This window comes from Arenibacter sp. F20364, assembly GCF_023015905.1.
Classification (GTDB): Bacteria; Bacteroidota; Bacteroidia; order Flavobacteriales; family Flavobacteriaceae; genus Arenibacter.
Genome location: NZ_JALKBD010000017.1, coordinates 1 through 23,177, shown reverse-complemented (window position 1 = coordinate 23,177; position 23,177 = coordinate 1). Strand labels below are relative to the sequence as shown.

The window sequence follows — 23,177 nt, the reverse complement described above, 5'->3', positions numbered from 1 at the left end:
AGCTAGAGAAATAAAATCAATCTCTAATAGGCTGGATTGAAATCCATTACCCTCTTGCCTACCTATTTCGATTTCCCAAACCTAAACACCTCCGAAGGAGTTCTAGCCTTTTGCAAAATGTTTTCCATTTCAGTGACCACCTCTGGAAAATCGGCCGCCAAATTATTCTCCTCGCCATAATCCTTGGACAAATCATACAATTCTAACTGGGCATTCGGGTTCTTTAGAACATTGTACTTTACCGCCTTCCAGTTGCCCATTCTAACTGCTTGTCTACCCCCTTTTTCATGAAACTCCCAATACAGATACTCATGTTCTTTCTGTTCATTGGAATTACCCAGCAAAGTGGGCAACAAAGAAATTCCATCCAAACCATGAGTTTCCTTTATCCCCGCTATTTCTGCCAAAGTAGGAAAAACATCCCAAAATGCGGAAACATGGTCCGTGGTGGATCCAGGCTTGATATTTTTGGGCCATTTAACCAACATAGGAACACGAATTCCTCCTTCGTACAAATCCCTTTTATACCCCTTAAGAATACCATTGCTGTCAAAAAAATCCGGATCTGCCCCTCCCTCCAAATGTGGGCCGTTGTCTGAAGTGAAAATTATAATTGTATTATCCGCTATTCCCAAATCGTTTACCTTCTTAACAATTTCACCCACCTGTTCATCCAGGATACTCACCATGGCCGCAAAGGCCGCATGGCTTTCCGGTTGGGAGCCATACCCGCCAATTTTATACTTTGGCCCATCATCTATTCCGTTATATACCTTTTCCGGCAAAAATTTTCCTCTAAATCTATTGTGTACCTCCTCCGGAGCCACCAACTCCGCATGGGGAATAATAGACGGAACATACACAAAGAAAGGTCTATCCTTATTCTCTTCAATAAAATGCAAGGTCTTATCATGAATAAGATTCGGGGCATAAACCCCCTTTTTCTTACCCGAATTCTCTGGCAGCACTATAGAATCTTGATTGGACCACAAATGATAAGGATAATAATTATGTCCCCTCGTTTGACAATTATACCCATAAAAAGTATCAAAACCTTGGTTATTGGGATCCCCTGCCGACCCAGGAAACCCCAATCCCCATTTTCCAAAAGCACCCGTGCTATAACCAGCCTTCTTTAAAACTTCGGCTATGGTAAGAGTGCTATCGGGAATAGGATATTGACCTTCTGGCTTAATCCCATAATTCCCCCTAACCAAAGTATGTCCCGTATGCATACCCGTCATAAGTGCCGATCTGGAAGGAGCACATACCGTACTTCCGGAGTAATGTTGGGTGAAGAGTATGCCTTCGGCTGCCAATTTATCAATATTGGGAGTCTTAATTTTCTTTTGCCCGTACACCCCTAGATCCCCATATCCAAGATCATCGGCAAGGATATATATAATATTTGGTAAGTCTATTGTTTTTTCTACTTCTGCCCCAACCAAAGCGGTGGGTTTCTTTTCCATTTTACAGGAGGAAAAATTAATCCCAACGATAATCATTAACGCAAAAACGACTTTAAAATCCATGGTCTTATCTATTTATTTCAAACATACGGAGAATTATAAAAAGTCCCGAGCTGAAAATTTGAAAACTCATTGATATAAATTTACCAATGACATTATCTTCAAAATTTAGAGGATAGCACGGCCTCCTACCTTAATTGTGGGAATGTTTTAGTTGAGGGGCAATAGACTTCATTAAAACAATTGTTTCAATTTATTTCACTTTCCAGACTTAGGACAATCTGTTCAATGGAATCACTTTGTTTTATACCTTTTGCCCTACTCCCAAATTTTCATTTTATATAATCGAGCGAATTTTAAAGTGAAACGTCCAAATCTAGTACTGATGGCTGCAGATCGTAGACGAAATTACGATCCATCCCGTTTTTCTATTCATTCTATGGCCCTCTCTAAAAATGTTCCTGTAAATTTAAGGCCTGTTACGAATATGTAGTTGTGAATTGGTTTGACTTTTATTCAAAAAGGCATTGGGTTTACCCAGTTCAAAGTGAATATAAATGGAGGTATGATCTCTATCGGATGTTCATTTTTGTACTTTAATTGCGATCTGGGCTAAAACTATTCCTGCTTGGGCGCAAATTTGGCAACGAATTTCTCTAAGGGAAATTTGAATGCCAATAGAAATCAAGGTTTGACATTAATTTTAACTACTATTTTGGGATTTAAACCTAACAAAAGGCTCTAATCCTAACGGAAATTAAATTGCATCAAAAAAACAAGCGCTTTATGGCCAAGAAGATTATTAGAAGTGATGAGAAAAAATCCATCTTTGGATTGCAGGTAAATGGCCCCGTTTTTTTTACCTCAGCCATTACTATCATCATCATCATTGTATTCACCCTGATGTTTAAAGATGGGGCAGAAAAATATTTTACCGCTACCCAGGATTTTGTAGCAAAACAGGCAGGTTGGTTTTTTATATTGAGCATAAATCTTTTCCTAATATTCATGATCTACCTGGCCTTTAGTAAATTTGGGCAGTTGAGGATTGGAGGACAAAGCGCTAAACCCGAATTTAAAACCATATCCTGGTTCGCCATGCTATTTAGTGCGGGCATGGGAATTGGATTGTTGTTTTGGAGTATATCAGAACCCATTTATCATTTTTTGAGTCCACCGATGGCAGAAGGCGGCACAGCCGAAGCAGCCAAGGAAGCCATGAAATTCACATTTTTACACTGGGGTTTTCACGCCTGGGCAGTGTATGCATTGGTAGGGTTGTCCCTAGCATATTTTACTTATTCCAGAGGACTTCCACTTACCATTAGATCTATTTTTTACCCCTTTTTAGGAGATAAAATTTACGGAAAAATTGGAGATGCCATAGATATCTTCGCTGTACTCGCCACTGTATTTGGCCTAGCCACTTCTTTGGGCATGGGTGTACAGCAAATTGCCGCAGGATTAAATCACCTATTCGATATAGGTAGCGGGGTAAAAACTCAAATTATTCTAATTGCCGGAATTACCTTAATCGCTACCATCTCGGTTGTTTTGGGCGTAGATAAAGGCGTGAGAATCCTAAGTGAATGGAATATGAGAACTGCAGTATTATTTCTTTTGGTAATAGTGCTATTGGGACCAACAATCTTTATATTTAAATCTTTCGTACAAAACACAGGTAACTATTTATCCAATTTTATTGAAGCCGCCACTTGGACAGAAAGTTTCACTGGTTCCAATTGGCAAAATACTTGGACTGTATTTTATTGGGGATGGTGGATTGCCTGGTCACCATTTGTTGGAATGTTTATTGCCCGTATTTCCAAAGGACGAACTGTACGAGAGTTTATTTTGGGAGTATTGATAGTGCCCTCCATTGTAACCTTTTTTTGGATTTCAGCTTTTGGAAGTACAGCTATACACCAGGCCATTCTAGGGAATGATGCCATTGTAAATGCAGTGAATGATAATGTTGCCACAGCCCTTTTCGTGTTTTTGGAAGATTATCCCTTTGCATTTATTCTTAACATAATTGCGGTAATTTTAATTGCAGGATTCTTTATAACCTCTTCGGATTCCGGATCTTTGGTGGTCGATAATTTAACCTCTGGAGGGAAAATAGATGCGCCGGTCGGCCAAAGAATCTTTTGGGCCATTGCCGAAGGCAGTGTTGCGGCCGTTCTCTTATTAGGAGGTGGATTACAGGCACTTCAAACAGCTACTATAGTCACCGGATTGCCCTTCGCCGTGATATTAATAATTATGTGCTTTGCATTATTTAGTGGTTTGGACGAGGACCTTAGGAAACTAAAAAAGCGGGAATCCCAGAAAGAACTTGAAAATTACGAGGAAATAGTCTCTACCATCGTTAAAAAACGAAATATAAATTAGGAAAACAATATTAAACAATCCTTCCAATGACTCCAATAAAAAACATCCTGGTCGCCTTAGATCTCTCGGACATTGATAGCACCTTAATTGAATATGCATCATTTATTGCAGACACCTTAAAGGTTGATAAAGTGTATTTTGTCCATAATATTAAAAAATTTGAGATCTCGGAATTATTTGAAGAGCAATTAAAGGACATTAACCTTGACGAAATAATTGGCGATGAGCTAAAAGAAAAAGTAGAAAATAAATTTACATCTTCATCAGAATGGGAAGTGCTTATTTCGGAAGATCCTTATTCTGAATCGCTGATCAACTATATTGTCAACAAATATATGATTCAGCTCGCTTTGATCGGAAATAAAAACAGGTCTAAAGGTACCGGAGTTGTTAGTGGAAAATTATTACGTTTGCTTAAATGTGATATTCTGTCTATTCCAAATAATGTGAAGCCAGATATTACCAATATCTGGGTGGGAACAGATTTTTCAAGTGCTTCCAAAAAGGTTTTTAATTTGGCTGAAAATTTACAGAGCCTAACAGCGGCTAACGTAAAATCCGTTCATGTATACAATGTTCCAGTTCAGTTCTCTCCTTACATTCCAAAGGAAAATCTGGATATGAAGATAGAGAATCATTTAAAGGGAAGATATGAGAAGTTTATAAAGAGGATTGGATATAAAGGCGACTTAATTTCGGAAATTATTCCGGGAAGGGATAGCAGCGTTGCCGAAAAACTACGTACCAAAGCCGAAGCTTCTATGGTCGATCTCATTGTTGTTGGAGACAAAGGCAGAAACACTTTTTCTTCCTTACTCGTGGGAAGTGTTACCGAGGAACTTTTTAATCAGGATTTGACACTGCCGTTATGGGTGGTTAAGCAGTAAACTACCTCGGGGCAGGCCCGTCTGAATGGAACGGGCAGGCCCGCGTCGGAGCAACTGCGGTAGGCAGGTTAAAATCTCGATTATCGAGGGAATTCAGATTGGATCACATGTTCTCCATAAAAATTTAATAGTCATCACGAGAATTAAGATGAAAATTAAAGCTTCACCAATTACATGGGAATTTCCGCAATATAAAAATGACCTCAAAATAGTCAACATGCCCGGCCCAATTTTAGGTAGGATCCAATAATCAGCACAATTATGTTATTCCAAAGTATTTTTATAAGGTCGAGAGGATAAGGTAGATCCCTATATTTGGGTTTAATCCACCCCAACAAGATATCTAGGTTACCTTCTCCAATGGTGTTGAGGGATACCATTTTTGCGTGACCAAGGAAACCACAATTATCGTAATTAATCCGGAGACCATAGCCAGCGTTCTAAATGGAAATAGAACATCCCCCCCATGAGTCATGGGATAATCCAAAAGTACGGGAATACCCAAGGTAGCGTCCCCTCCACCAACGCGTAAAACAAAGGCCACTATAAATCCGGCCAAGGATCCAGCGAAGTTGGCCTTTTTGAAAAATAAAGCGGTAACAAGTTGGGGGAACAGCAATACATAGACAAAATCACTACAGAGGAACCAAAGTGCGTAAACACTCGTAATGTTGAGTGCTAATATGGTGGCCGCAATTCCGATGATCCAGATACACCGTTTAATGACCTTGGCCAAAACTTGGTGCGATACTTTTGGTCGGAAAATAGGCCGATAAACGTTCCAACTAGTCATTGAGGAAGCCGAAAGTATGGAGGAATCCACGGAAGACATTACGGCGGCCGCAATGGCCCCCAAGCCAATAGTAGCTACAACACCTGGCGTAAGATAGCGTACGACATAAGGTAGGATCAATGCTGAATTTTCAGGAGGCCCTAGAGCACCAAAAGCCTCCCACGACTGAACCGACTGGCCAATTACACCGATCATTACCGGGGGAATGGCAGCTAGTATACAAACAAAACCTGCGATAATGGATAATTGTACAGCGGTCTTTTCATTTTTGGAAGATAGGACCCGTTGAAAGTAAACTTGCCACGGAATACCTCCAAAAATAAGAAGGAGGGCAAAATCCCACCAATTGTAGTAGTAGTCGCCCAACGCTTCTTTAGTGGGCAGGAAATGGGCCATATCGCCCATATTTATTTGGTACTTACCCCATACCATGTCCCATCCCCCCACCTGATCTAGTGCAAAGGGTATTACCATTATCAATCCAATAATAAGCAGTCCTAGTTGCACAACATCTGTCAAGGCCACTGCCCACATTCCCCCTATGGCCGTATAAGCGATGGCAATAAGGGAAGAAATGACTATTGCCGTGCGTATATCAAGGCCGAGAATAGTGGCAAATGTTGCCCCTAAAGCGGTCAAGATAGCAGCGGTCCAAAATATTTCTCCCAAAAGAGCAGGAAAAAATAGAAGTACCGTCATTTTCTTACCATAGCGCTGTGACAGAGGATCTAATATGGTCTTAAAACGAAATCGTCGCATTTTACGCGCAAAGAACAGACCACCAATTATTAGACTTAGTCCATAGCCCCAGGGTGCCTGGACCCACATAAGACCAAAATTACTGTCGTAAGTATACTCGGCGGCTCCGTTGATATAGCCACCTCCCACCCAAGTGGCACTCATAGTAAAGACGCCGATCCACAGGGGAATCTTCCTCCCGGCCAATAATATATCGTCCGCACCACCAGAATGGCGCTGTGTGGCCGCATAAGTCCCCATATAGAAAATTAACCCATAAAAAAATATCATGGCTATAAATCCGGGCCAAAAAACAGGAGAATCCGTAAATAGATAAAGATATCCGCCGGCCAATGTCAATGCGAGCATGAGGTATAGTGTAGGTCGTAACGTCTTTATCGTTTTTTGGTCTAACATAAGGGATTGGTTTCTTTTAGTTATTTAATGGTTTTTAAAGCTGATCATACGCCCTCTTCGGGAGGCAAGGTGGGATGGCCAAGAATGAGGTCGGCCGCTTTTTCTGCTATCATCATTACAGGGGCATATATATTACCGTTGGTAATATACGGCATAACGGATGCATCCACTACTCTAAGGTTTTCTACCCCGTGCACCCTGAGCTTGTCATCGACCACTGCCATCTCATCATGGCCCATCTTACAGGTACAACTTGGGTGATAGGCACTTTCCCCTTCCCTTTTCACCCAGTCCAGTATCTCTTTATCGGTTTGTACAGATTTTCCCGGCGACAATTCCTTTCCCCTATACTTTTCCATTGCAGAAGTTTCTATCAGCTCCCTAGTCTTTCTAATGGCCGAGACCCAATCCTCACGCTCCTGCTCAGTGGATAGGTAGTTGAATAGAATGGAAGGCGCATCGTAGGGGTCGGAGGACTTGATCTTTACATGGCCACGTACATCTGTATTCATTGGGCCCACATGGAGTTGAAACCCGTGGCCCTCGGCCGGAGCAGAGCCATCGTACCGGATGGCCAAGGGCAAAAAGTGGTATTGTAGGTCGGGATAAGGTTTATCCTTTCTACTTTTGATAAACCCACCAGCTTCAAAATGATTCGTGGCACCCGGCCCTCTGCGTCTAAAAAGCCAATCCAGGCCTATTTTGGGGGCTCGCCAGGGACTAAGATTGGGATACTCGCTTACGGGTTCCTTACAAGCCCATTGCATATAAACCTCCAAATGATCTTGCAGGTTTTCGCCCACGCCCGGCAAATTTTGGACAACCTGTATGCCGTGTTCCGCTAATTGATTCGCATTACCTATCCCAGAGAGTTGTAGCAATTGCGGAGAATTTATGGCTCCACCGCACAAAATTACCTCTTTTTGAGCCTCGGCCCTGTATATTTTTCCTCCCTTTTTATATTCCACACCTACTGCCTTTTTTCTATCGAAAAGTACCCGGTGAACCATGGCCCTGGTGTGGACGGTAAGATTCGACCTTTTTTTAACGGGATGTAGATAGGAGCGCGCTGCACTGCGGCGCCTACTTCGATAAATAGTTTGGTCGAACTTGCCAAAGCCTTCCTGTTGTGCCCCGTTGACATCATCAGTCAAGGGATATCCGGCTTCTTGGATCGATTCGAAAAAAGCCCAGAACAACGGATTTTTATTTTTTGGAGTTGTTAGCTTTAAGGGACCCTTATCACCATGATATTTGTCAGGACCGATAAGACGAGTTTCCAATTTTTTAAAATAAGGAAGCACATGCGAATAATCCCAATGTTCCAAACCTTTTCCCTTGGCCCATTTATTGTAATCGCCCTTGTTGCCCCGGATCCAGATCATGCCGTTTATGGAGCTCGACCCACCCAGAACCTTACCTCTTGGCTGAGCGATCCTACGCTGGTTCATATAAGGCTCAGGGTCTGATGAATAGCCCCAATTATAGAAGGTTCCGGTCAACAAATAACTCAGTGCTGCGGGCATGTGGATTCGAAAATCCAACAGATAATCGGGTCGACCAGCTTCTAGGACTAAAACTTGATTGGCTGAGTTTTCACTTAACCTATTGGCAAGCACGGATCCCGCCGATCCTCCGCCAATTATTATATAATCATATTTCATGCAAAAAAATTTAAATCTCGGTTCTGAACCGCCATGGTTAAGGGTTACTATATTCCATGGGCTGGTTCCAGGCTATTAAAAAGGTTATACCGCTAGCATTAATGATGGATATTAAATGATATCAAAAAGGGCTATCAATCTTATCCATTTCCACATAAACGGTCTTTAGCTGGCTGTAGGCATTCAAAGTGGCCAACCCGTTCTCCTTTCCCATTCCTGATTGTTTATAGGGACCAAAGGGTATTTCTACAGGGGTAAGGTTGTAATTATTGATCCAGCACATCCCGGCCTCCAACTGGTTCACCACCCGGTGAGCCCTAGCAAGGTCACGGGTAAAAACGCCCGCTGCCAAGCCATAAACGGTATTGTTAGCTCGCTCTATTACGTCTTTTTCTTCCGTAAAAGACAAGACGGTCATTACAGGACCAAAAATCTCCTCCTGAACAATGTTGGCCGTATCCACTTTGGCTTCAAAAATAGTGGGAGTTACAAAATAACCTTTTGAACATCCCTCAACATCCGTACGCTGGTTCCCTCCTATTATTAGCCTAGCCTCTTTTTTGCCCTGTTCAATATATTGGAGGACTTTTTTCATATGCCCCTCACTGATCAAGGCACCAACCTGTGTACTCATTTCCATGGGATCACCCAGTTTTAAAAGCTTGGTCTTGGCTATCAACTTTTCTAAAAAGACCGTTTTTACTGATTCAGCCACATAGACACGAGTCCCGTTGGAACATATTTCTCCCTGAGTATAAAAATTGGCAATCATGGCACCATTTACGGCTTCATCCAAATCGGCATCCTCAAATATGATCAAAGGAGACTTGCCGCCCAATTCCAAGGTTACATGTTTTAGGGTATTGGCGGCATCGGCCATTACTTTTTTTCCGGTTCCCACCTCACCAGTCAGCGAAATTTTTTGGATTTCGGGATGACGGGTAAGCATCTGGCCAACATCGGCCTTACCTTGTGCCACATTAAATACTCCGTTTGGCAAACCGGCTTCGGTAAATATTTCGGCCAGCAATACGGCTGAGCGGGGACTTAATTCCGCTGGTTTAAAAATCATGCTATTGCCGCAAGCAAGAGCCGGAGCTGATTTCCAACAGGCGATCTGTATGGGATAATTCCATGCTCCAATCCCTACACATATACCCAAAGGTTCCCTTCGCGTATAGGCAAAGCTTCCACCCAAATCGTAATGTTCCCCATGGAGCGAAGCGGCAATTCCCCCATAGTATTCCAAAGCATCGGCACCCGAATGAATGTCTACGGAAAGGGCTTCAGAAAGAGGTTTTCCTGTATCCTCAACCTCTATTCGGGCAATTTCTTCGTTTCTGGCCCGTAATATATCGGCCGCTTTGCGCAAGATACGGCCCCGTTCCGTTGGCGACATTGCTGACCAGATTTGAAATCCGGCCGCTGCCGACCTTACAACCACTTCCACATCATCAAGAGAGGCGGACTGCACCGTATGAATGACTTTGCCCTTAGCTGGGTCAATATTGTCAAAATAATGATCGGACGTAGCCGAGTGCCTCGCCCCATCATAGTATAAAAATGAATTTTCCTTTATCATCAATTTCCTAAAGTTTTATTTGCCATTACTTTATATTCTACTCCTAATTCCCGATTTAAATTTTGTCCGATTCGCATTAACTAACCTACACCCCATCATTTAGGGAAATGGTCAATTAGGCTGAATTATATACTTTCTATTATTCAAGATTAGATTTTACCGATTCTTTAAATTTTAAGATATCCATAGCTCCTTGTTTATATCTGTTCTGCTTTTCGTAATATTCTTTCCCTTTGTCAAACATGGAGAGATAGTAATAGGACCCTTCCACCAAAATAAAAATAAGATCGGCAGCTCCTTCGGTGTTTTCTACCAGTATCTCTCCGTTGCACTTGGCTTCCTCAATAGCTTCTGTAAGCCATTGCCTCAAATGTTCGTGGAGTTCTTTATATGCAGCCTTGATACTTTTGTTCCGGAATACCAAAGTAAAGCAGTCATAAAACACCTGATCATCTATCAAATTGTGCCATTCCCTGGAAAAGAGATTATTGATAATGTTTTTTAAGCGGGATCCATTCTTAGGCTCGCTATAATCTAGAGAGTAAAAATTCTTGTAGGATTCCAAAATAAATTCGATGAGACCAAAAATAAGGGCATTCTTTGATCCAAAATAATGTGACACCAAACTGGGATTAATTCCCATTTCTGCTGCTACCTTGGCAAGAGAGGCATTACGAATACCTTCTTTTTTAGCTACTTTATAAAAAGCATCTATAATCTCTTTTTGACGAATTTTTTTTAGACTTTTCCTTCCCATAATCAATCACGATAGGCAATATTAAGACAAAAAATATAAATTGATTGTTTGTTCAATCAAAATATTTTTTGCTTCAACCCTTATTAAAGGAATAATTAGCATTATTTCCAACCTAAGCTCGAAGTAAACTACCTCGGGGGCAGGCCTGTCTACCGACAAAAGCAGGCCCGCGAAGTATTGAAAGAACCCTTATTTTAGATTTCGACGCCTGCCTGAACGGAACGGGTTGGCAGGTTTTAATCTCGATTATTGAGTAAAAATAATTCATGTTTATAAATAAGCCAATACTTTACAAAATGCAGAAAAATTATGGAGCAACTAATTTCATTCAAACCAATCGTGCAGAAAATCTTACCATTTATACATTTCCTTTTTAGATCACTGCAGATACTCCCTATCTTCATTAAAAATTAGAATGCGACAACAGTCAATTCCCCAAGAAGATATTTCTATGATTAGTTGAACTGCTTTCCAATTGAAATATAAATTCAAGTGTAATTATACAACCTATTACACTAATTATATAACATTTAGCTTCCCCTATTTTCGACATTTGTGTAACACTCAATAAATCATTTATCATGTCACAGATCATAAGCATAATACTCGTTTTGAATCTTTGCTTTGCAGGAGGCGCCATTTTATTAATCCTTCATGGAATGTATTTTTCCAAAAAAACACATTCGCTTGATATGGATTCCATTCACAATTTGGAAAAAAGAAAAGTCATCGAAGATCAAAAGAATCAATTTTAAGCTTTTAGCCCTTTCTGACTATGCTATCCTGTCGGATATATACCATGGAGTGCTAAAAAATTAATAGCCGTAGATTAAATTCTAATGTACTATCATCCTTGATCCCTTTTTACCCGGCATTCCCACACGGACCAAGACTATCAATACAAATATTGTACACAAGGAATTGTAAACATTTTTCAAAGTTTAGTTCATTTTCCAAGTGTTGCACTATCCCCCATTAGGCGACTTAATTAAATAAGGCCGATAAATTTGGCCAATCTTCTCACTTAGCGACTTCTTCTCAGAAACTCAAATTCAAACCAGTGGATGACATCAATCTTAATCCATAAACTTGTACGTACAAGTAAAATTCTTATATTTACATAGTCACTTTTTTCAGTTACCTTTTATTGTTTTCTTAAGGAGATTTAAAACAGGTAAATTGAAGTTAAAAACACTACTATGAAAATAGCCATGTTAGGCTCTGGCTTTATCGCCCGGTTTTATGCCGAATCACTGCATTCCCAAAGACGCAAAGATCATTTGGTAATGGTCTATTCACGTAATAAAAAAAATGCCAAACGGTTTGCAAACGATTATAACTTGCCACACTACTCCACCTCTATGGAAGAAGCCATAGCACACCCTGAGGTTGAAGTGGTACTTATATCCTTACCCAACCATTTGCACGAGGCTGCCGTTCGCGAATGTACCAAGTATAAAAAACATGTCATCTGCACAAAGCCCTTGGGCCGTACTGCCGAGGAAGCCAAGCGCATGTTGGATATGGTTGAAGAAGCCGGAATTTTTGGAGGATATCTTGAAGACCTTTGCTACACGCCAAAATTTCTAAAATCCATGGCTAGCATTAAGCGCGGAGAAATTGGCAAAGTACTTTGGACAAAATCGAGGGAGGCGCATCCTGGACCCCATAGCGATTGGTTTTGGGATAAGGAAAAATCTGGAGGTGGTGCCATCATTGATCTGGGATGCCACTGCGTAGAAATAGGTCGAAATTTTATTGGTAAAGATATTAAACCTTTGGAGGTCATGTGCTGGGCCGACACCCAAGTACATCCCATCGACGCCGAAGATCATGCCATTGGACTGGTAAAATATGCCAATGGGGCCATAGGGCAATTCGAAGTTAGCTGGACCTTCCGCGGAGGAATGGATCTGCGCGATGAGGTTATGGGTACCGAGGGAACTATATGGATAAACAGCTTTTTGCGTACAGGATTTGAAATGTTCACAACCGGAAAAGGAGATGAAGGCTACGTGGCCGAAAAGGTAGAGTCGAACACAGGTTGGCTATTTCCCGTTGGGGACGAGGCCCACGAACTGGGTTACCCCCATATGTTTACAGATATGTTTACGGCCATTGAAGAAAACAGGTCACCTCTTGAAACATTTTATGATGGTTATGTGGTAAATGCTATTTTGGACGCTGCCTATAAATCAGCGGAAAGTAAATTGTGGGAACCTGTTGTTCTGGAAGATTGGCGAGGCGATGAGCCTTTTCAACAACAAAAAAGTTGGAATTCCTATGATGATGACCACTATCTTATAAAAAAAGAGGTGCTTCCCAATGGCGACATTACGTTGATATTAAAACACAAAAAAACTGGTACGGTAACACAAAAAGTAACCCATGCCAATAATTAAACGCTATTTCCTATAACCCAATGGATTTTAAAAATTGTACCTATATAATAATGGGCGGTACCACTGGAATGGGCCTTGCCGCCTCTATAGCTTTAAAAACCAAGGGCGCCAACATAATGGTAGTAGGTAGAAACTTGGATAATTGCGAAAAAGCGCAGGAAATGCTAGGCCAGGGAAGCATTTCTTTAGAAGGGGATGCCACCGATCCAGAAACCATTAAAACGGCTATTCAAATGGCTCATAAAACATTTGGATCTATTACTGGATTATTTCATGTTGCCGGTGGAAGTGGTCGAAAATGGGGCGATGGCCCACTCGATAAAATAAGCTTGGAGGGATGGAACAAGACCATGGAACTGAACCTTACTTCCCTAATGTTATCCAATCAGGCTCTAATAAATTATTTTCTGGAACATAAAAAATCAGGAACCATTTTGAATATGGGATCGGTGTTGGGCTACTCCCCTTCCCCAAAATATTTTACTACCCACGCATATGCCGCAGCAAAATCGGCTGTAATTGGATTTTCAAAATCTATCGCAGCTTATTATGCCGGGAACAATATCAGAATTAACGTCATTGCCCCGAGTCTTTTTATGACTCCCATGGCTCAACGGGCGGTAAATGACGACCAGATTATGGAATTCCTTAGAACCAAACAACCTCTGGACGGTGGGCGGCCGGGATTTTCGGAAGATATCAACACTGCCGTGTTAATGTTCTTGCATCCCGATTCGAAATTCATAACCGGACAAGTCTTGGCAGTTGACGGGGGATGGACCATTAGCGAGGGGCAATATCAATAAGTGCTTTAGATAATGACAAAACACTATTTAGGGATAGACATTGGGGGCACAAAAATAAAAACCGTTATTATAAACGAAGAAGGCCAAATACTTGAGCGCAATGAAGTTTTGACCGAAGATGAAAGTGGAAAAAATGAACTCTGGAAACAAAAAATATCCGCTCAAATCGACCTTAAAACCAAACAATATGGGAACGGACTCCATAGATTGCTACAATGTGGGATCTCCGCCCCAGGTCTAGTGGATAAAAAGAACCGAAAAATCCTTCATATGCCGGAGCGTCTTAAGGGAATAGAAAATTTCGATTGGACCACAGAATTAGGTAGGGACATAAAAGTATTGAACGATGGACATTCGGCTTGTTTGGCGGAATACGAAAGTTTTCACAAAGCCAATGGAATCCGTCACATGCTCATGCTAACCTTGGGTACCGGGGTTGGCGGTGGAATCATAATTGACAAAAAACTGCATCAGGGGAATCTACAAAGAGCCGGTCACGTTGGCCATATGGCTATTGACATTAATGGCACCCCTACCATGACCAAAATTCCTGGTAGCTTGGAACATGCCATGGGTAATTATTCAGTCCTTGAAAGAACACAAGGTAGGTTTAAAAGTGTTCGGGAACTAGTGCAGGCTTATGAAACGGGAGAAGACAATGCGGGATTTTGGTGGTTGGAATCGGTTAAGAAACTGTCTGTAGCCCTCGCCTCGCTAAACAATATACTTGCTCCAGAACTCATGGTCTTAGGAGGAGGTATCACTGCAGGGGCCAAGGATTCACTAATGAAGCCTCTAAAGGATTATATGGATCGATATGAATGGCGACCGGGAGAACACAAGGTAGAAATTATAACTGCAAAACACGGAGAATATGCAGGCGCCATCGGAGCTGCCTATTTCGCCAAGTACAATAATTAATCAAAACATAACAATGAGCTTAACAAAAGAATATCTAGGAAAAGGAAAAGACATTATTGCCATAATAGAAAAGCAGGAATCTAAGATTCAAGAAGTGGCCAATATTTTTGCCCAATCTATATTACATGGGCGTATGGTGCACCTTTTTGGATCTGGACATAGTCGTATGATGGTAGAAGAAATGTGGCCAAGATACGGATCCTTCCCTGGGTTCAACCCTATTGTGGAACTTTCACTATCCTTCCACAATTTGGTGGTCGGGGCCAACGGGCAGCGCCAAGCCATGTTTCTTGAAAATGTCTCTGGATTGGCGGCAAGGATACTTCGGAATTTTGACACTGATCCAATGGATACTGCCCTGGTAATTTCTTCTAGTGGCTGTAATGTAGTACCCATAGAAATGGCAGAAGAATTTCAAAAAAGAAATATAAAAGTGGTTGCCTTGGTAAGCAAGCTTCACTTGGAGGGCAGTACCTCCAAAAAGTCGGATGGTAAAAAATTGACCGATTTTGCCGATTTGGTATTGGACACCGGAGCACCCTTGGGAGACGCCATGATATACTTGAACGGACTGGATTCCCCGGTTGCCCCAGGTTCTACCTTAGGAGGAGTACTCCTCATAAATTGTATAAAAGCCGAGGTGGCCAAGATATTACATCAAAATGGAAAATCGCCCAAAGTATTGAGCAGTGGCAAAATTGTAGGCGAAAAACGGGCAGTAGATCTTTTCGAATCCGCCTATGACGAACACGCCCACTTAATGGCAAAATTATATCAAAACGTGGGAAATACAACTGGTGAAAATTAATGGCAAAACAGCCTTTACCAAAATATTCTCTGGCGATTCCTATTTTTCGTAATTAAATGACCTTAAACATGAATTTTTCAACCGTAATTTCCAAATCGTTTTACACAGACATCCTCATTATTGGGAGTGGCAGCGCAGGTTCTACTGCGGCTATAGCCGCATCGAACGGAAAATACAAAGTAACCCTTGTGGAACGCTACGGTTTTCCTGGAGGCACCTCCACCCAAATGCTGGACACTTTTTACGGCTTTTTCACTCCATCGGAATCCCCAAGGAAAATCGTAGGGGGCATTCCCGATAAAATTGTCAACGCCCTAAACCAATCGGGTGATATTTTTCTGCGCCCCAATACCTATGGGGCAGGAACAGGAGTGAATTACAATCCTGAAAAACTGAAACAGGTTTGGGACAATCTTTTGCTAAAAAGTGGTATTCAATTATTTTATCACTCCACCTTGGTAGGTGTGGAAAGCACAGGAGAAACATCCACCTGCATATTTTTCCAAAAAGGCATGGGTTTTTTTTCCATAACGGCAAAACGGGTCATAGACGCTTCTGGTGATGCCGATTACTGTCATTGGGCAGCTATTCCCTATGAACGTGCCGGCGAGAATGAGTCCGCCCAAAGTATGACCACCACCTTTCGTATGGCCAATGTAGAACAACAAGAGTATGAGTCGGCAGGAGGAAAAAGAATGTTGAAAGAAAGGATGGCGGAGGCCTTTGAAAAGGGAACTTATGCCCTTCCGCGTAAAGAGGGATCCGCACATGAAATGTGCCAGCCCAAATGCATTTCCACTGTGGCGGTAAAAGTAGTGGACCTGGACCCTTTGGACGTAGAGGGCATTACAAAAGCGGAAATTGAAGGGCGCCGACAAGCCTTTATATTTGAAGATTTTTTCAGGGCGGAGATCCCTGGATATCAAAATGCAAAGATCATTGGGCTCTCTCATCAAATTGGGGTACGGGAAACACGAAGGGTTTATGGGGAATACCGTCTTACAAAAAAGGACTGTATGACCGCCAAGACCTTCGATGACCAAATTTTTCTTTGCGGAGCCCCAATAGAGGATCATCGAAAATCGGACGAAGGAGAAACCGAAACTTTTTGGCAGTATGTTCCCAATGGGGCAGTATATGGAGTGCCTTATGGTACTATTGTACCTAAAGAAAGCCAGAATACCTGGGTCGTAGGCCGTTGCTTCTCGGCCACACATGATGCCCATGCCTCCTGCCGCTCAATGGCACAGACAATGAGTATGGGGCAGGCAGCGGGTTTGGCTGCCACACTCTCTTTGAAGACCGATCAGAACGCAAAAAACATCGATATTTATAAACTACAGGACACATTAACGCACATTGGGGCTATTTTGGAAATGCCCGATAAAATTGCGGATACTTCAAGACATGGATGGAAAAACAATTAACGATTATGTCTAAAGATTTTTTTAGAACAGTTTTGGGCGATATGCCAACTTCGGAAATGGGACTCACCTATTCCCATGAACATATTATTATAGAGGATAGCTATGTAACCGCCGCTCATCCCGAATTTTTGCTCAACGACCTAACTAAAATTTCCGAGGAGCTTGAGAATTTTTATAAAGCTGGAGGCAGAACCGTAGTGGACACCATGCCAGCCAATAGTGGCCGCAACATTATGAAATTGGTGGAAGTCAGCCAGCTAAGTAGGGTAAATATCATTGTCCCAACAGGAATTCATTTGGAAATATATTATCCTGAAAACCATTGGAGATATCACTATTCCGAAGACCAATTGACAGAGCTTTTTATAGATGATATTGAAAAAGGCATTGATCAATTTGATTATTCAGGACCATTTGTAAAAAGGACCGGGCATAAGGCAGGCCTAATTAAATTGGCTACTGGAAATACCCCTATTGATAAACATCAGGAAAAAATCTTTAGGGCCGTCGTAAATGCACATTTGGAAACAGGAGCTCCCATTTTAACACATACCAATTTTGGAAAACAGGCTTTGGAACAAGCGAAACTGTTCGAAAAATTGGGGGCAAATCTCCAACATGTAGTGCTATCCCATGTGGACCGGGCCAAAGAGGTAGATTATAACAAGGCGGTGCTTGATACTGGAGTTCGGTTAGAGTACGACAGTGCCTTCCGCTGGAAAGAAACAGAACCAAATTATACCCTAAATCTTTTGGAAAATCTACTCCCCCTATACCCCGATCAAATTACACTGGGAATGGATATGGCAAAAAATGCTTACTGGAAAAGTTATGGAGGCAGTCCCGGATTAAATTACCTTATAGAAACCATTCCCCAATTTCTACAATCCAAAGGCTTGGAAGAGCACCATAAAAAACTGTTTTTTGACAATCCTAAAAAACTATACGCCTTTTCCAAAACCTAAGCCGTTAAACTTTGGCCAGCCTACAGAAAATAACTATTTCTAATAGGATAATCCGTAGTATTGCAATACAGATCACCATATAAATTAAGATTGGGCCTACTAGTTCTAAACCTAATGGATATATGCAGAATAGGGGCCCCAACTGTAATCCCCATTTTTTTGGCAATATCCCCGCTAGCCGGCACCGACCTTAGTTCCTGCTCCGCTCCCATAATCTCTATTAAGTATTCCTGACTAAGCGTCTTAAAAAAAGATCCCTCCACAAATTCCTCTGACCTTATAGGCTCCAAGGCGTCCAGGGCATACCAATTATTCTCCAAAACTACAGGTTTGTCATCTATATAACGAACTCTTTGAAAATAGACGCATTTAGAACTCTTTTCGTCCTCGGATAACGGGAAACCAATAATCGGGTCCCATTCCACAACTTTAGGCTCCACGGTCACTCTAGTCTTTACCTTATAATCCGTTGAGCCCGAAAAACCCTTGACGGACAAGAGTCCTAAATACTTTCCCCTCTCCAGCACCTTACTGCCCTTGCCCTGTTCCTTGGCTATAAAACCCTCTTTCAACAGTTCTTCCAATGCCTTTCTTACCGTTGTTCTTGTGGTCCCAAATTGCACACAAAATTCATTCTCCGAAGGCAAATAACTATCTGGAGGATACTTTTGTGTCTGTATCCTTTTTTTTATGTACTCTTGAATCTGATGGTACTTTTTTATCTTCTTCACTTTCTAAGTTCAGCTATGACTGACTAATTTACATTATCTTTTATCCATTATCATACTATTATACAATAGAATTTTTCCAACACAATCAGATATATTGTATGGACAAGTTAAAATAAGCAAAAACATTAAAACATCTAATTTAGCGCAAAAGCTTAGCAAGCATGGCCTGGTCACCAAACTATTGTCACAATAAAATAACCATCTATGGTAAAATCAATTAAGGTACAACGTATAAATGTATCCCTTTGAATTATAGTCCTTCAAATAGAAAACAGCCGATTGGTAATCCCTTTACAGCAAGAAGACCCGTACTACCTTCTTCACTTCCACAAGCATGGATTTTTTCAGTAAAAAGAAACTACTGCTATATTAAAATATGAAAAATAATCTTATTATTTAAAATTAAATTTTAACTTGTATGCACATGTTGTGAGCAATTATACATTTTCTATGGGATTTATTAAAAAAATAGGGGGCAGTTTATTAACTAAAGGCATCATCATGCTTATGGTATTCTCATTTGCATGTTGCGCGGATAACAGAATGGCGGACTACCAAACCCCCGTACTTAATTATCAGACCAATGTGGAGAATGACTTTATTGTGCCGGAAGGTTGGCAGATAAGCCTATGGGCAGAATCCCCCTCCCTGTACAACCCAACAAATATGGATGTTGACGAAAAGGGAAGAATTTGGGTTACTGAAGCCGTTAATTATAGGGATTTCAACAACGACCCAAAACATCACCTAAATTTCGAAAAGGGAGACCGGGTCATGATTCTAGAGGACACGGATGGGGATGGAATTAGTGATACCTCCAAAGTATTTGTCCAAGACAAAGATCTTGTAGCCCCATTGGGAATAGCTGTAGTCGGAAATAAGGTGTTTGTATCCTGCGCCCCTACGCTCTTCGTTTACACCGATGAAAATGGCGATGACGTTCCCGATAAAAAAGAAGCTTTTCTTACGGGATTTGGTGGTTTTGACCACGACCATAGCCTACATTCACTAGTAGTAGGTCCGGACGGAAAATGGTATTTCAACACTGGAAATGCCGGACCGCACCGAGTGACGGACAAAGGCGGTTGGCAACTACGTTCAGGTAGCGTTTATTCGGGCGGAACCCCTTACAACGATAAAAATGAACCCGCACAAGTCAGTGATGACGGACGTATTTGGGTCGGGGGTTTGGCTTTAAGAATGAACAATAAAGGCAAAGACCTTGAGGTGGTAGGCCACAATTTTCGAAACTCCTACGAAGTTGCCTTGGACTCATATGGCAATATGTGGCAAAACGACAACGATGATCAAGTGGTCACCTGCAGGGTAAGTTGGCTTATGGAAGGTGGCAACGCAGGATATTTCAACGCAAACGGCAAACGTACATGGCAGGCCGACCGTAAACCTGGACAGGATATTTTTACTGCCCATTGGCACCAAGACGACCCGGGGGTTATGCCGGCGGGAGACAACACTGGAGCAGGATCACCCACTGGCGTGGTCGTTTACGAAGGGGACGCCTTTGGCCAGGACTATCGTGGAATGCTCTTAAGTGCCGATGCTGGCCGCAACGTTATATTTGCCTATCAACCGTCACCAAATGGTGCTGGATTTGATCTAAATAGACGCGATTTGATTACCTCCACCCCAGAATCTACCGAAGGATATGTTTGGAACGATATAGATGAAGACAAACAAAAATGGTTCCGTCCAAGTGACGTGGCCGTTGGAACGGACGGCGCTATCTACATTGCCGATTGGTATGATCCAGTAGTAGGCGGCCACCAGATGATGGACACCGTAGGCTATGGCCGAATCTATAGAATTAGCCCCAAAGGAAAAAATCTAACGATCCCCAAAATAGACCTAAGCACCGTTGAAGGCCAAATTGACGCCCTTCTAAATCCTGCTATAAATGTTCGAAGCCAGGGCTTTGAAAAATTACTGGAGCAAGGTGAACAGGTTGTAGAAGATGTCAAGAAAATATTGGATTCAGACAATCCCTATCATCAATCAAGAGCCATCTGGTTGTTGTCCAAACTCGGCAACCAAGGAAATGCCATTGTAAAAAACGTATTAAAAAACGAACCGGACCCCCGATTAAGGACCGTGGCGTTTAGGGCCCTGAAAGATGATGCTGAATCCTTTTTAAAATATGCCGCAACAGCGGCCAATGATCCTTCGCCACAAGTGAGAAGAGAAGTGGCCATTTCCCTTCGAGATACACCTTGGGAAGAAAGCAGTGCCCTTATCAAGGAATTATTTAAGGGATATAACGACAATGACCCCTGGTATCTGGAAGCCTTGGGTATGGCCATGGACGGCAAGGAAGAAATGACCTATAGGGAACTGCTTTCAGACCAGCCCAAAGACCCTTCAAAATGGTCTGAAACCTTTGCCTCGCTTGTTTGGCGAATACATCCAAAATCGGCCATCACCGCCTTAAAAGATAGGGCGATATCTGAGGGGTTATCCATTAATTCCAAACACCAAGCGGTTGACGCACTTGCCTTTATTAATTACAGGGAGGCAGTCGCAGCCATGATCGATATTCAAAAATCAAGTTCCGACAGTACCGTACGGGAAATGAGCAAATGGTGGCTAAATTTCCGTAAGAGCAACGACTGGTATGCATTGTGGAATTGGGAAGCAGAAGGAGGGGCAAGTTTTAAAATTCCGGAGAAAATTGCATTACTAAATGAAATGCTTTTGAATAAGGACGCCCCAAAGGAGAAAAGGATCGATGCAGGAAATCAGATGGCTAAAAGTTTGATCGGCGGCCGATTGCTAATTAGTCTAGCAGCTAAAACCCAACTATCCGATGAACTGATCAGTGGTATTTCTGAAGAAATACTTAACAACCCGGCATTGGAAATAAGAACCTTGGCCAGTGAATATTTCATAAAATCCAAAGGGAAGCACTATGCCATTCCCAGCATCCTAAAACACAACGGGGACACCGCCAAAGGCGAAAGTGTATTTCTAACCCAATGCACTAGCTGTCATAAAAACGGACTAACGGGCAACGAAATAGGCCCGGATCTATCTTCGATTGGAGAAAAATTTGACAAAACAGGAATATTGGATGCCATTATCAACCCCAACGCTTCCATTGTCTTTGGGTATGAGCCCGTAATGATAAGAACAAAAAGCGGTCAGGCATTTTACGGTTTTCTGCTTTCAGAAGGAGAAACAACTGTCCTAAAGGATATGACTGGCAAACAGATAGTGATTGCCCCCGATGACATAGAAAGCAAAGAGAAAATGAAGACGGGCATAATGCCCAGTGCAATGGCACTGGGCCTTACAGAACAAGATCTGGCCAATTTATCGGCCTACTTATTGACATTAAAGAATAGTACACTATAGTCTGAACAGATATTAAAATAACCACATTATGGGTGCTGCAATAACCAGAAGGGAAGTATTAAAATCCTCCGCTGGCATACTTGGCCTGGGTATGCTTGGGGCCTACGAGGCATTTGCCATGGAAAAAAGAAGTCGATTTAAGATTGGTGCCTGCGATTGGTCAATTCAGAAAATGTCAGAAGTGAAGGCGATACAAGTGGGCAAAAAAATTGGCTTGGATGGCGTTCAGATAAGTCTAGGCAGCTTAGCCAATGATATGCACCTAAGGCAAGCCCACATACAACAACAATATAAAGATGCTTGCCTTGAATATGGCATGACCATAGGTGGAATAGCCATCGGGGAAATGAACAACATCCCCTATAAATCGGATCCACGTGCCGAACTTTGGGTATCGGACAGTATAGATGTCGCAAAAAAAATGGATGTCAAAGTCGTGCTATTGGCTTTCTTCCACAATGGAGACCTTAAAAATGATTTAAAAGGCACACAGGAAACGATTCGAAGGCTAAAAAAAGTAGCCAAAAAAGCAGAAGACAATGGTATTATCTTGGGTATAGAATCTTGGTTAAGCGCCAAAGAACATATGGAAATCATCAACGCGGTAAATTCACCTAATGTCCAAGTATATTATGATGTGGCCAATTCGAACAAAATGGGGTACAATATTTATGACGAAATCCGATGGCTGGGCAAAAAGCACATCTGCGAATTCCATGCCAAAGAGAACGGTTATTTATTGGGACAGGGCAGAATAGATTTTGCAGAAGTCAAAAAAGCGATAGACGAGATAAAATATGAAGGATGGATACATATAGAGGGTGCCGTTCCCGAAAATGCCGACATGTTTGATAGTTATGTTTTGAACAATAAATACCTTAGGTCGGTTTTAAAAAGTTGAATCCCGAGAACCGGGGTCAAGGTCCTAGACAACGTATGAGCGACTTACAAAGGGATCAAGAACAAAACTTGGGTCTGAAGTGAATAATTTATTTCTTTGCACTTTAAATTTAAGGGATGGACAAAGGAACCGATTTATCGTTATTG

16 protein-coding genes are annotated in these 23,177 nt (G+C 41.9%); 10 read left to right on the top strand and 6 right to left on the bottom strand.

Annotation, left to right across the window (positions count from 1 at the left end; genetic code table 11):
• Positions 1-62: 62 nt before the first annotated feature.
• On the bottom strand, positions 63-1,532 hold the full coding sequence (locus tag MWU84_RS14595; protein ID WP_246902667.1) for an arylsulfatase: 1,470 nt from the start codon (positions 1,530-1,532) through the stop codon (positions 63-65).
• A 723-nt stretch (positions 1,533-2,255) separates the two neighbouring features.
• On the opposite strand from MWU84_RS14595, the gene MWU84_RS14590 reads away from it, so the two are divergent.
• The gene (locus MWU84_RS14590) at positions 2,256-3,863 is read left to right on the top strand and encodes a BCCT family transporter (protein WP_246902665.1); all 1,608 of its coding nucleotides are present in this window, start codon (positions 2,256-2,258) and stop codon (positions 3,861-3,863) included.
• Positions 3,864-3,889: 26 nt separating this feature from the next.
• On the top strand, positions 3,890-4,750 hold the full coding sequence (locus tag MWU84_RS14585; RefSeq protein ID WP_246902663.1) for a universal stress protein: 861 nt from the start codon (positions 3,890-3,892) through the stop codon (positions 4,748-4,750).
• A 343-nt stretch (positions 4,751-5,093) separates the two neighbouring features.
• Here the strand turns inward: MWU84_RS14585 and MWU84_RS14580 are convergent, their stop codons facing one another.
• The 4 genes from MWU84_RS14580 to MWU84_RS14565 all read right to left on the bottom strand — a co-directional run bounded on the left by MWU84_RS14580 (position 5,094) and on the right by MWU84_RS14565 (position 10,701).
• Positions 5,094-6,698 carry a sodium:solute symporter family protein gene (locus MWU84_RS14580; RefSeq protein ID WP_246902661.1) on the bottom strand — a complete coding sequence of 535 codons (1,605 nt, stop codon included), beginning with the start codon at positions 6,696-6,698 and terminating at the stop codon, positions 5,094-5,096.
• Between the two features lie 44 nt (positions 6,699-6,742).
• Complete coding sequence (gene betA, locus MWU84_RS14575; RefSeq protein WP_246902659.1) at positions 6,743-8,362, bottom strand: choline dehydrogenase; 1,620 nt, start codon at positions 8,360-8,362, stop codon at positions 6,743-6,745.
• Between the two features lie 121 nt (positions 8,363-8,483).
• Positions 8,484-9,944: a betaine-aldehyde dehydrogenase gene (betB, locus tag MWU84_RS14570; RefSeq protein ID WP_246902819.1), complete on the bottom strand. Its 1,461-nt coding sequence runs from the start codon at positions 9,942-9,944 to the stop codon at positions 8,484-8,486.
• Between the two features lie 139 nt (positions 9,945-10,083).
• The gene (locus tag MWU84_RS14565) at positions 10,084-10,701 is read right to left on the bottom strand and encodes a TetR family transcriptional regulator (protein WP_246902652.1); all 618 of its coding nucleotides are present in this window, start codon (positions 10,699-10,701) and stop codon (positions 10,084-10,086) included.
• A gap of 1,199 nt (positions 10,702-11,900) precedes the next feature.
• Between MWU84_RS14565 and MWU84_RS14560 the strand changes: the two genes are divergently transcribed.
• The 6 genes from MWU84_RS14560 (at position 11,901) to MWU84_RS14535 (ending at position 18,030) form a co-directional block, all read left to right on the top strand.
• Complete coding sequence (locus MWU84_RS14560; protein WP_246902649.1) at positions 11,901-13,103, top strand: Gfo/Idh/MocA family oxidoreductase; 1,203 nt, start codon at positions 11,901-11,903, stop codon at positions 13,101-13,103.
• Positions 13,104-13,123: 20 nt separating this feature from the next.
• Positions 13,124-13,909, top strand: a complete 786-nt coding sequence (locus MWU84_RS14555) for an SDR family oxidoreductase (protein WP_246902648.1) — start codon at positions 13,124-13,126, stop codon at positions 13,907-13,909.
• Positions 13,910-13,921: 12 nt separating this feature from the next.
• Positions 13,922-14,830 carry an ROK family protein gene (locus MWU84_RS14550; RefSeq protein WP_246902646.1) on the top strand — a complete coding sequence of 303 codons (909 nt, stop codon included), beginning with the start codon at positions 13,922-13,924 and terminating at the stop codon, positions 14,828-14,830.
• Positions 14,831-14,843: 13 nt separating this feature from the next.
• A complete protein-coding gene (locus tag MWU84_RS14545; protein WP_246902644.1) occupies positions 14,844-15,638 on the top strand; it encodes an SIS domain-containing protein in 795 nt (264 codons plus the stop codon).
• Between the two features lie 68 nt (positions 15,639-15,706).
• Complete coding sequence (locus MWU84_RS14540) at positions 15,707-17,065, top strand: FAD-dependent oxidoreductase (protein WP_246902642.1); 1,359 nt, start codon at positions 15,707-15,709, stop codon at positions 17,063-17,065.
• 5 nt (positions 17,066-17,070) lie between these two features.
• On the top strand, positions 17,071-18,030 hold the full coding sequence (locus MWU84_RS14535) for a hypothetical protein (protein WP_246902640.1): 960 nt from the start codon (positions 17,071-17,073) through the stop codon (positions 18,028-18,030).
• Between the two features lie 20 nt (positions 18,031-18,050).
• On the opposite strand, the gene MWU84_RS14530 is transcribed toward MWU84_RS14535, so the two are convergent.
• Positions 18,051-18,761, bottom strand: coding sequence for a GntR family transcriptional regulator (locus MWU84_RS14530; protein WP_246902638.1), 711 nt, complete (start codon positions 18,759-18,761; stop codon positions 18,051-18,053).
• 450 nt (positions 18,762-19,211) lie between these two features.
• Between MWU84_RS14530 and MWU84_RS14525 the strand changes: the two genes are divergently transcribed.
• Both MWU84_RS14525 and MWU84_RS14520 read left to right on the top strand, forming a co-directional pair.
• The gene (locus MWU84_RS14525) at positions 19,212-22,130 is read left to right on the top strand and encodes a PVC-type heme-binding CxxCH protein (protein WP_246902636.1); all 2,919 of its coding nucleotides are present in this window, start codon (positions 19,212-19,214) and stop codon (positions 22,128-22,130) included.
• Positions 22,131-22,158: 28 nt separating this feature from the next.
• Complete coding sequence (locus MWU84_RS14520; RefSeq protein WP_246902633.1) at positions 22,159-23,031, top strand: sugar phosphate isomerase/epimerase family protein; 873 nt, start codon at positions 22,159-22,161, stop codon at positions 23,029-23,031.
• The last annotated feature ends 146 nt before the right edge of the window (positions 23,032-23,177 follow it).

What these genes read in the sequence shown, in the direction of transcription:
- MWU84_RS14545 (WP_246902644.1), top strand. Translation starts at nt 14,844, where the DNA reads ATGAGCTTAACAAAAGAATATCTAGGAAAAGGAAAAGACATTATTGCC.
- betB (WP_246902819.1), bottom strand. Translation starts at nt 9,944, where the DNA reads ATGATAAAGGAAAATTCATTTTTATACTATGATGGGGCGAGGCACTCG.
- MWU84_RS14585 (WP_246902663.1), top strand. Translation starts at nt 3,890, where the DNA reads ATGACTCCAATAAAAAACATCCTGGTCGCCTTAGATCTCTCGGACATT.
- MWU84_RS14560 (WP_246902649.1), top strand. Translation starts at nt 11,901, where the DNA reads ATGAAAATAGCCATGTTAGGCTCTGGCTTTATCGCCCGGTTTTATGCC.
- MWU84_RS14565 (WP_246902652.1), bottom strand. Translation starts at nt 10,701, where the DNA reads ATGGGAAGGAAAAGTCTAAAAAAAATTCGTCAAAAAGAGATTATAGAT.
- MWU84_RS14525 (WP_246902636.1), top strand. Translation starts at nt 19,212, where the DNA reads ATGGGATTTATTAAAAAAATAGGGGGCAGTTTATTAACTAAAGGCATC.
- MWU84_RS14590 (WP_246902665.1), top strand. Translation starts at nt 2,256, where the DNA reads ATGGCCAAGAAGATTATTAGAAGTGATGAGAAAAAATCCATCTTTGGA.
- MWU84_RS14555 (WP_246902648.1), top strand. Translation starts at nt 13,124, where the DNA reads ATGGATTTTAAAAATTGTACCTATATAATAATGGGCGGTACCACTGGA.
- MWU84_RS14580 (WP_246902661.1), bottom strand. Translation starts at nt 6,698, where the DNA reads ATGTTAGACCAAAAAACGATAAAGACGTTACGACCTACACTATACCTC.
- betA (WP_246902659.1), bottom strand. Translation starts at nt 8,362, where the DNA reads ATGAAATATGATTATATAATAATTGGCGGAGGATCGGCGGGATCCGTG.
- MWU84_RS14550 (WP_246902646.1), top strand. Translation starts at nt 13,922, where the DNA reads ATGACAAAACACTATTTAGGGATAGACATTGGGGGCACAAAAATAAAA.
- MWU84_RS14595 (WP_246902667.1), bottom strand. Translation starts at nt 1,532, where the DNA reads ATGGATTTTAAAGTCGTTTTTGCGTTAATGATTATCGTTGGGATTAAT.
- MWU84_RS14535 (WP_246902640.1), top strand. Translation starts at nt 17,071, where the DNA reads ATGTCTAAAGATTTTTTTAGAACAGTTTTGGGCGATATGCCAACTTCG.
- MWU84_RS14540 (WP_246902642.1), top strand. Translation starts at nt 15,707, where the DNA reads ATGAATTTTTCAACCGTAATTTCCAAATCGTTTTACACAGACATCCTC.
- MWU84_RS14520 (WP_246902633.1), top strand. Translation starts at nt 22,159, where the DNA reads ATGGGTGCTGCAATAACCAGAAGGGAAGTATTAAAATCCTCCGCTGGC.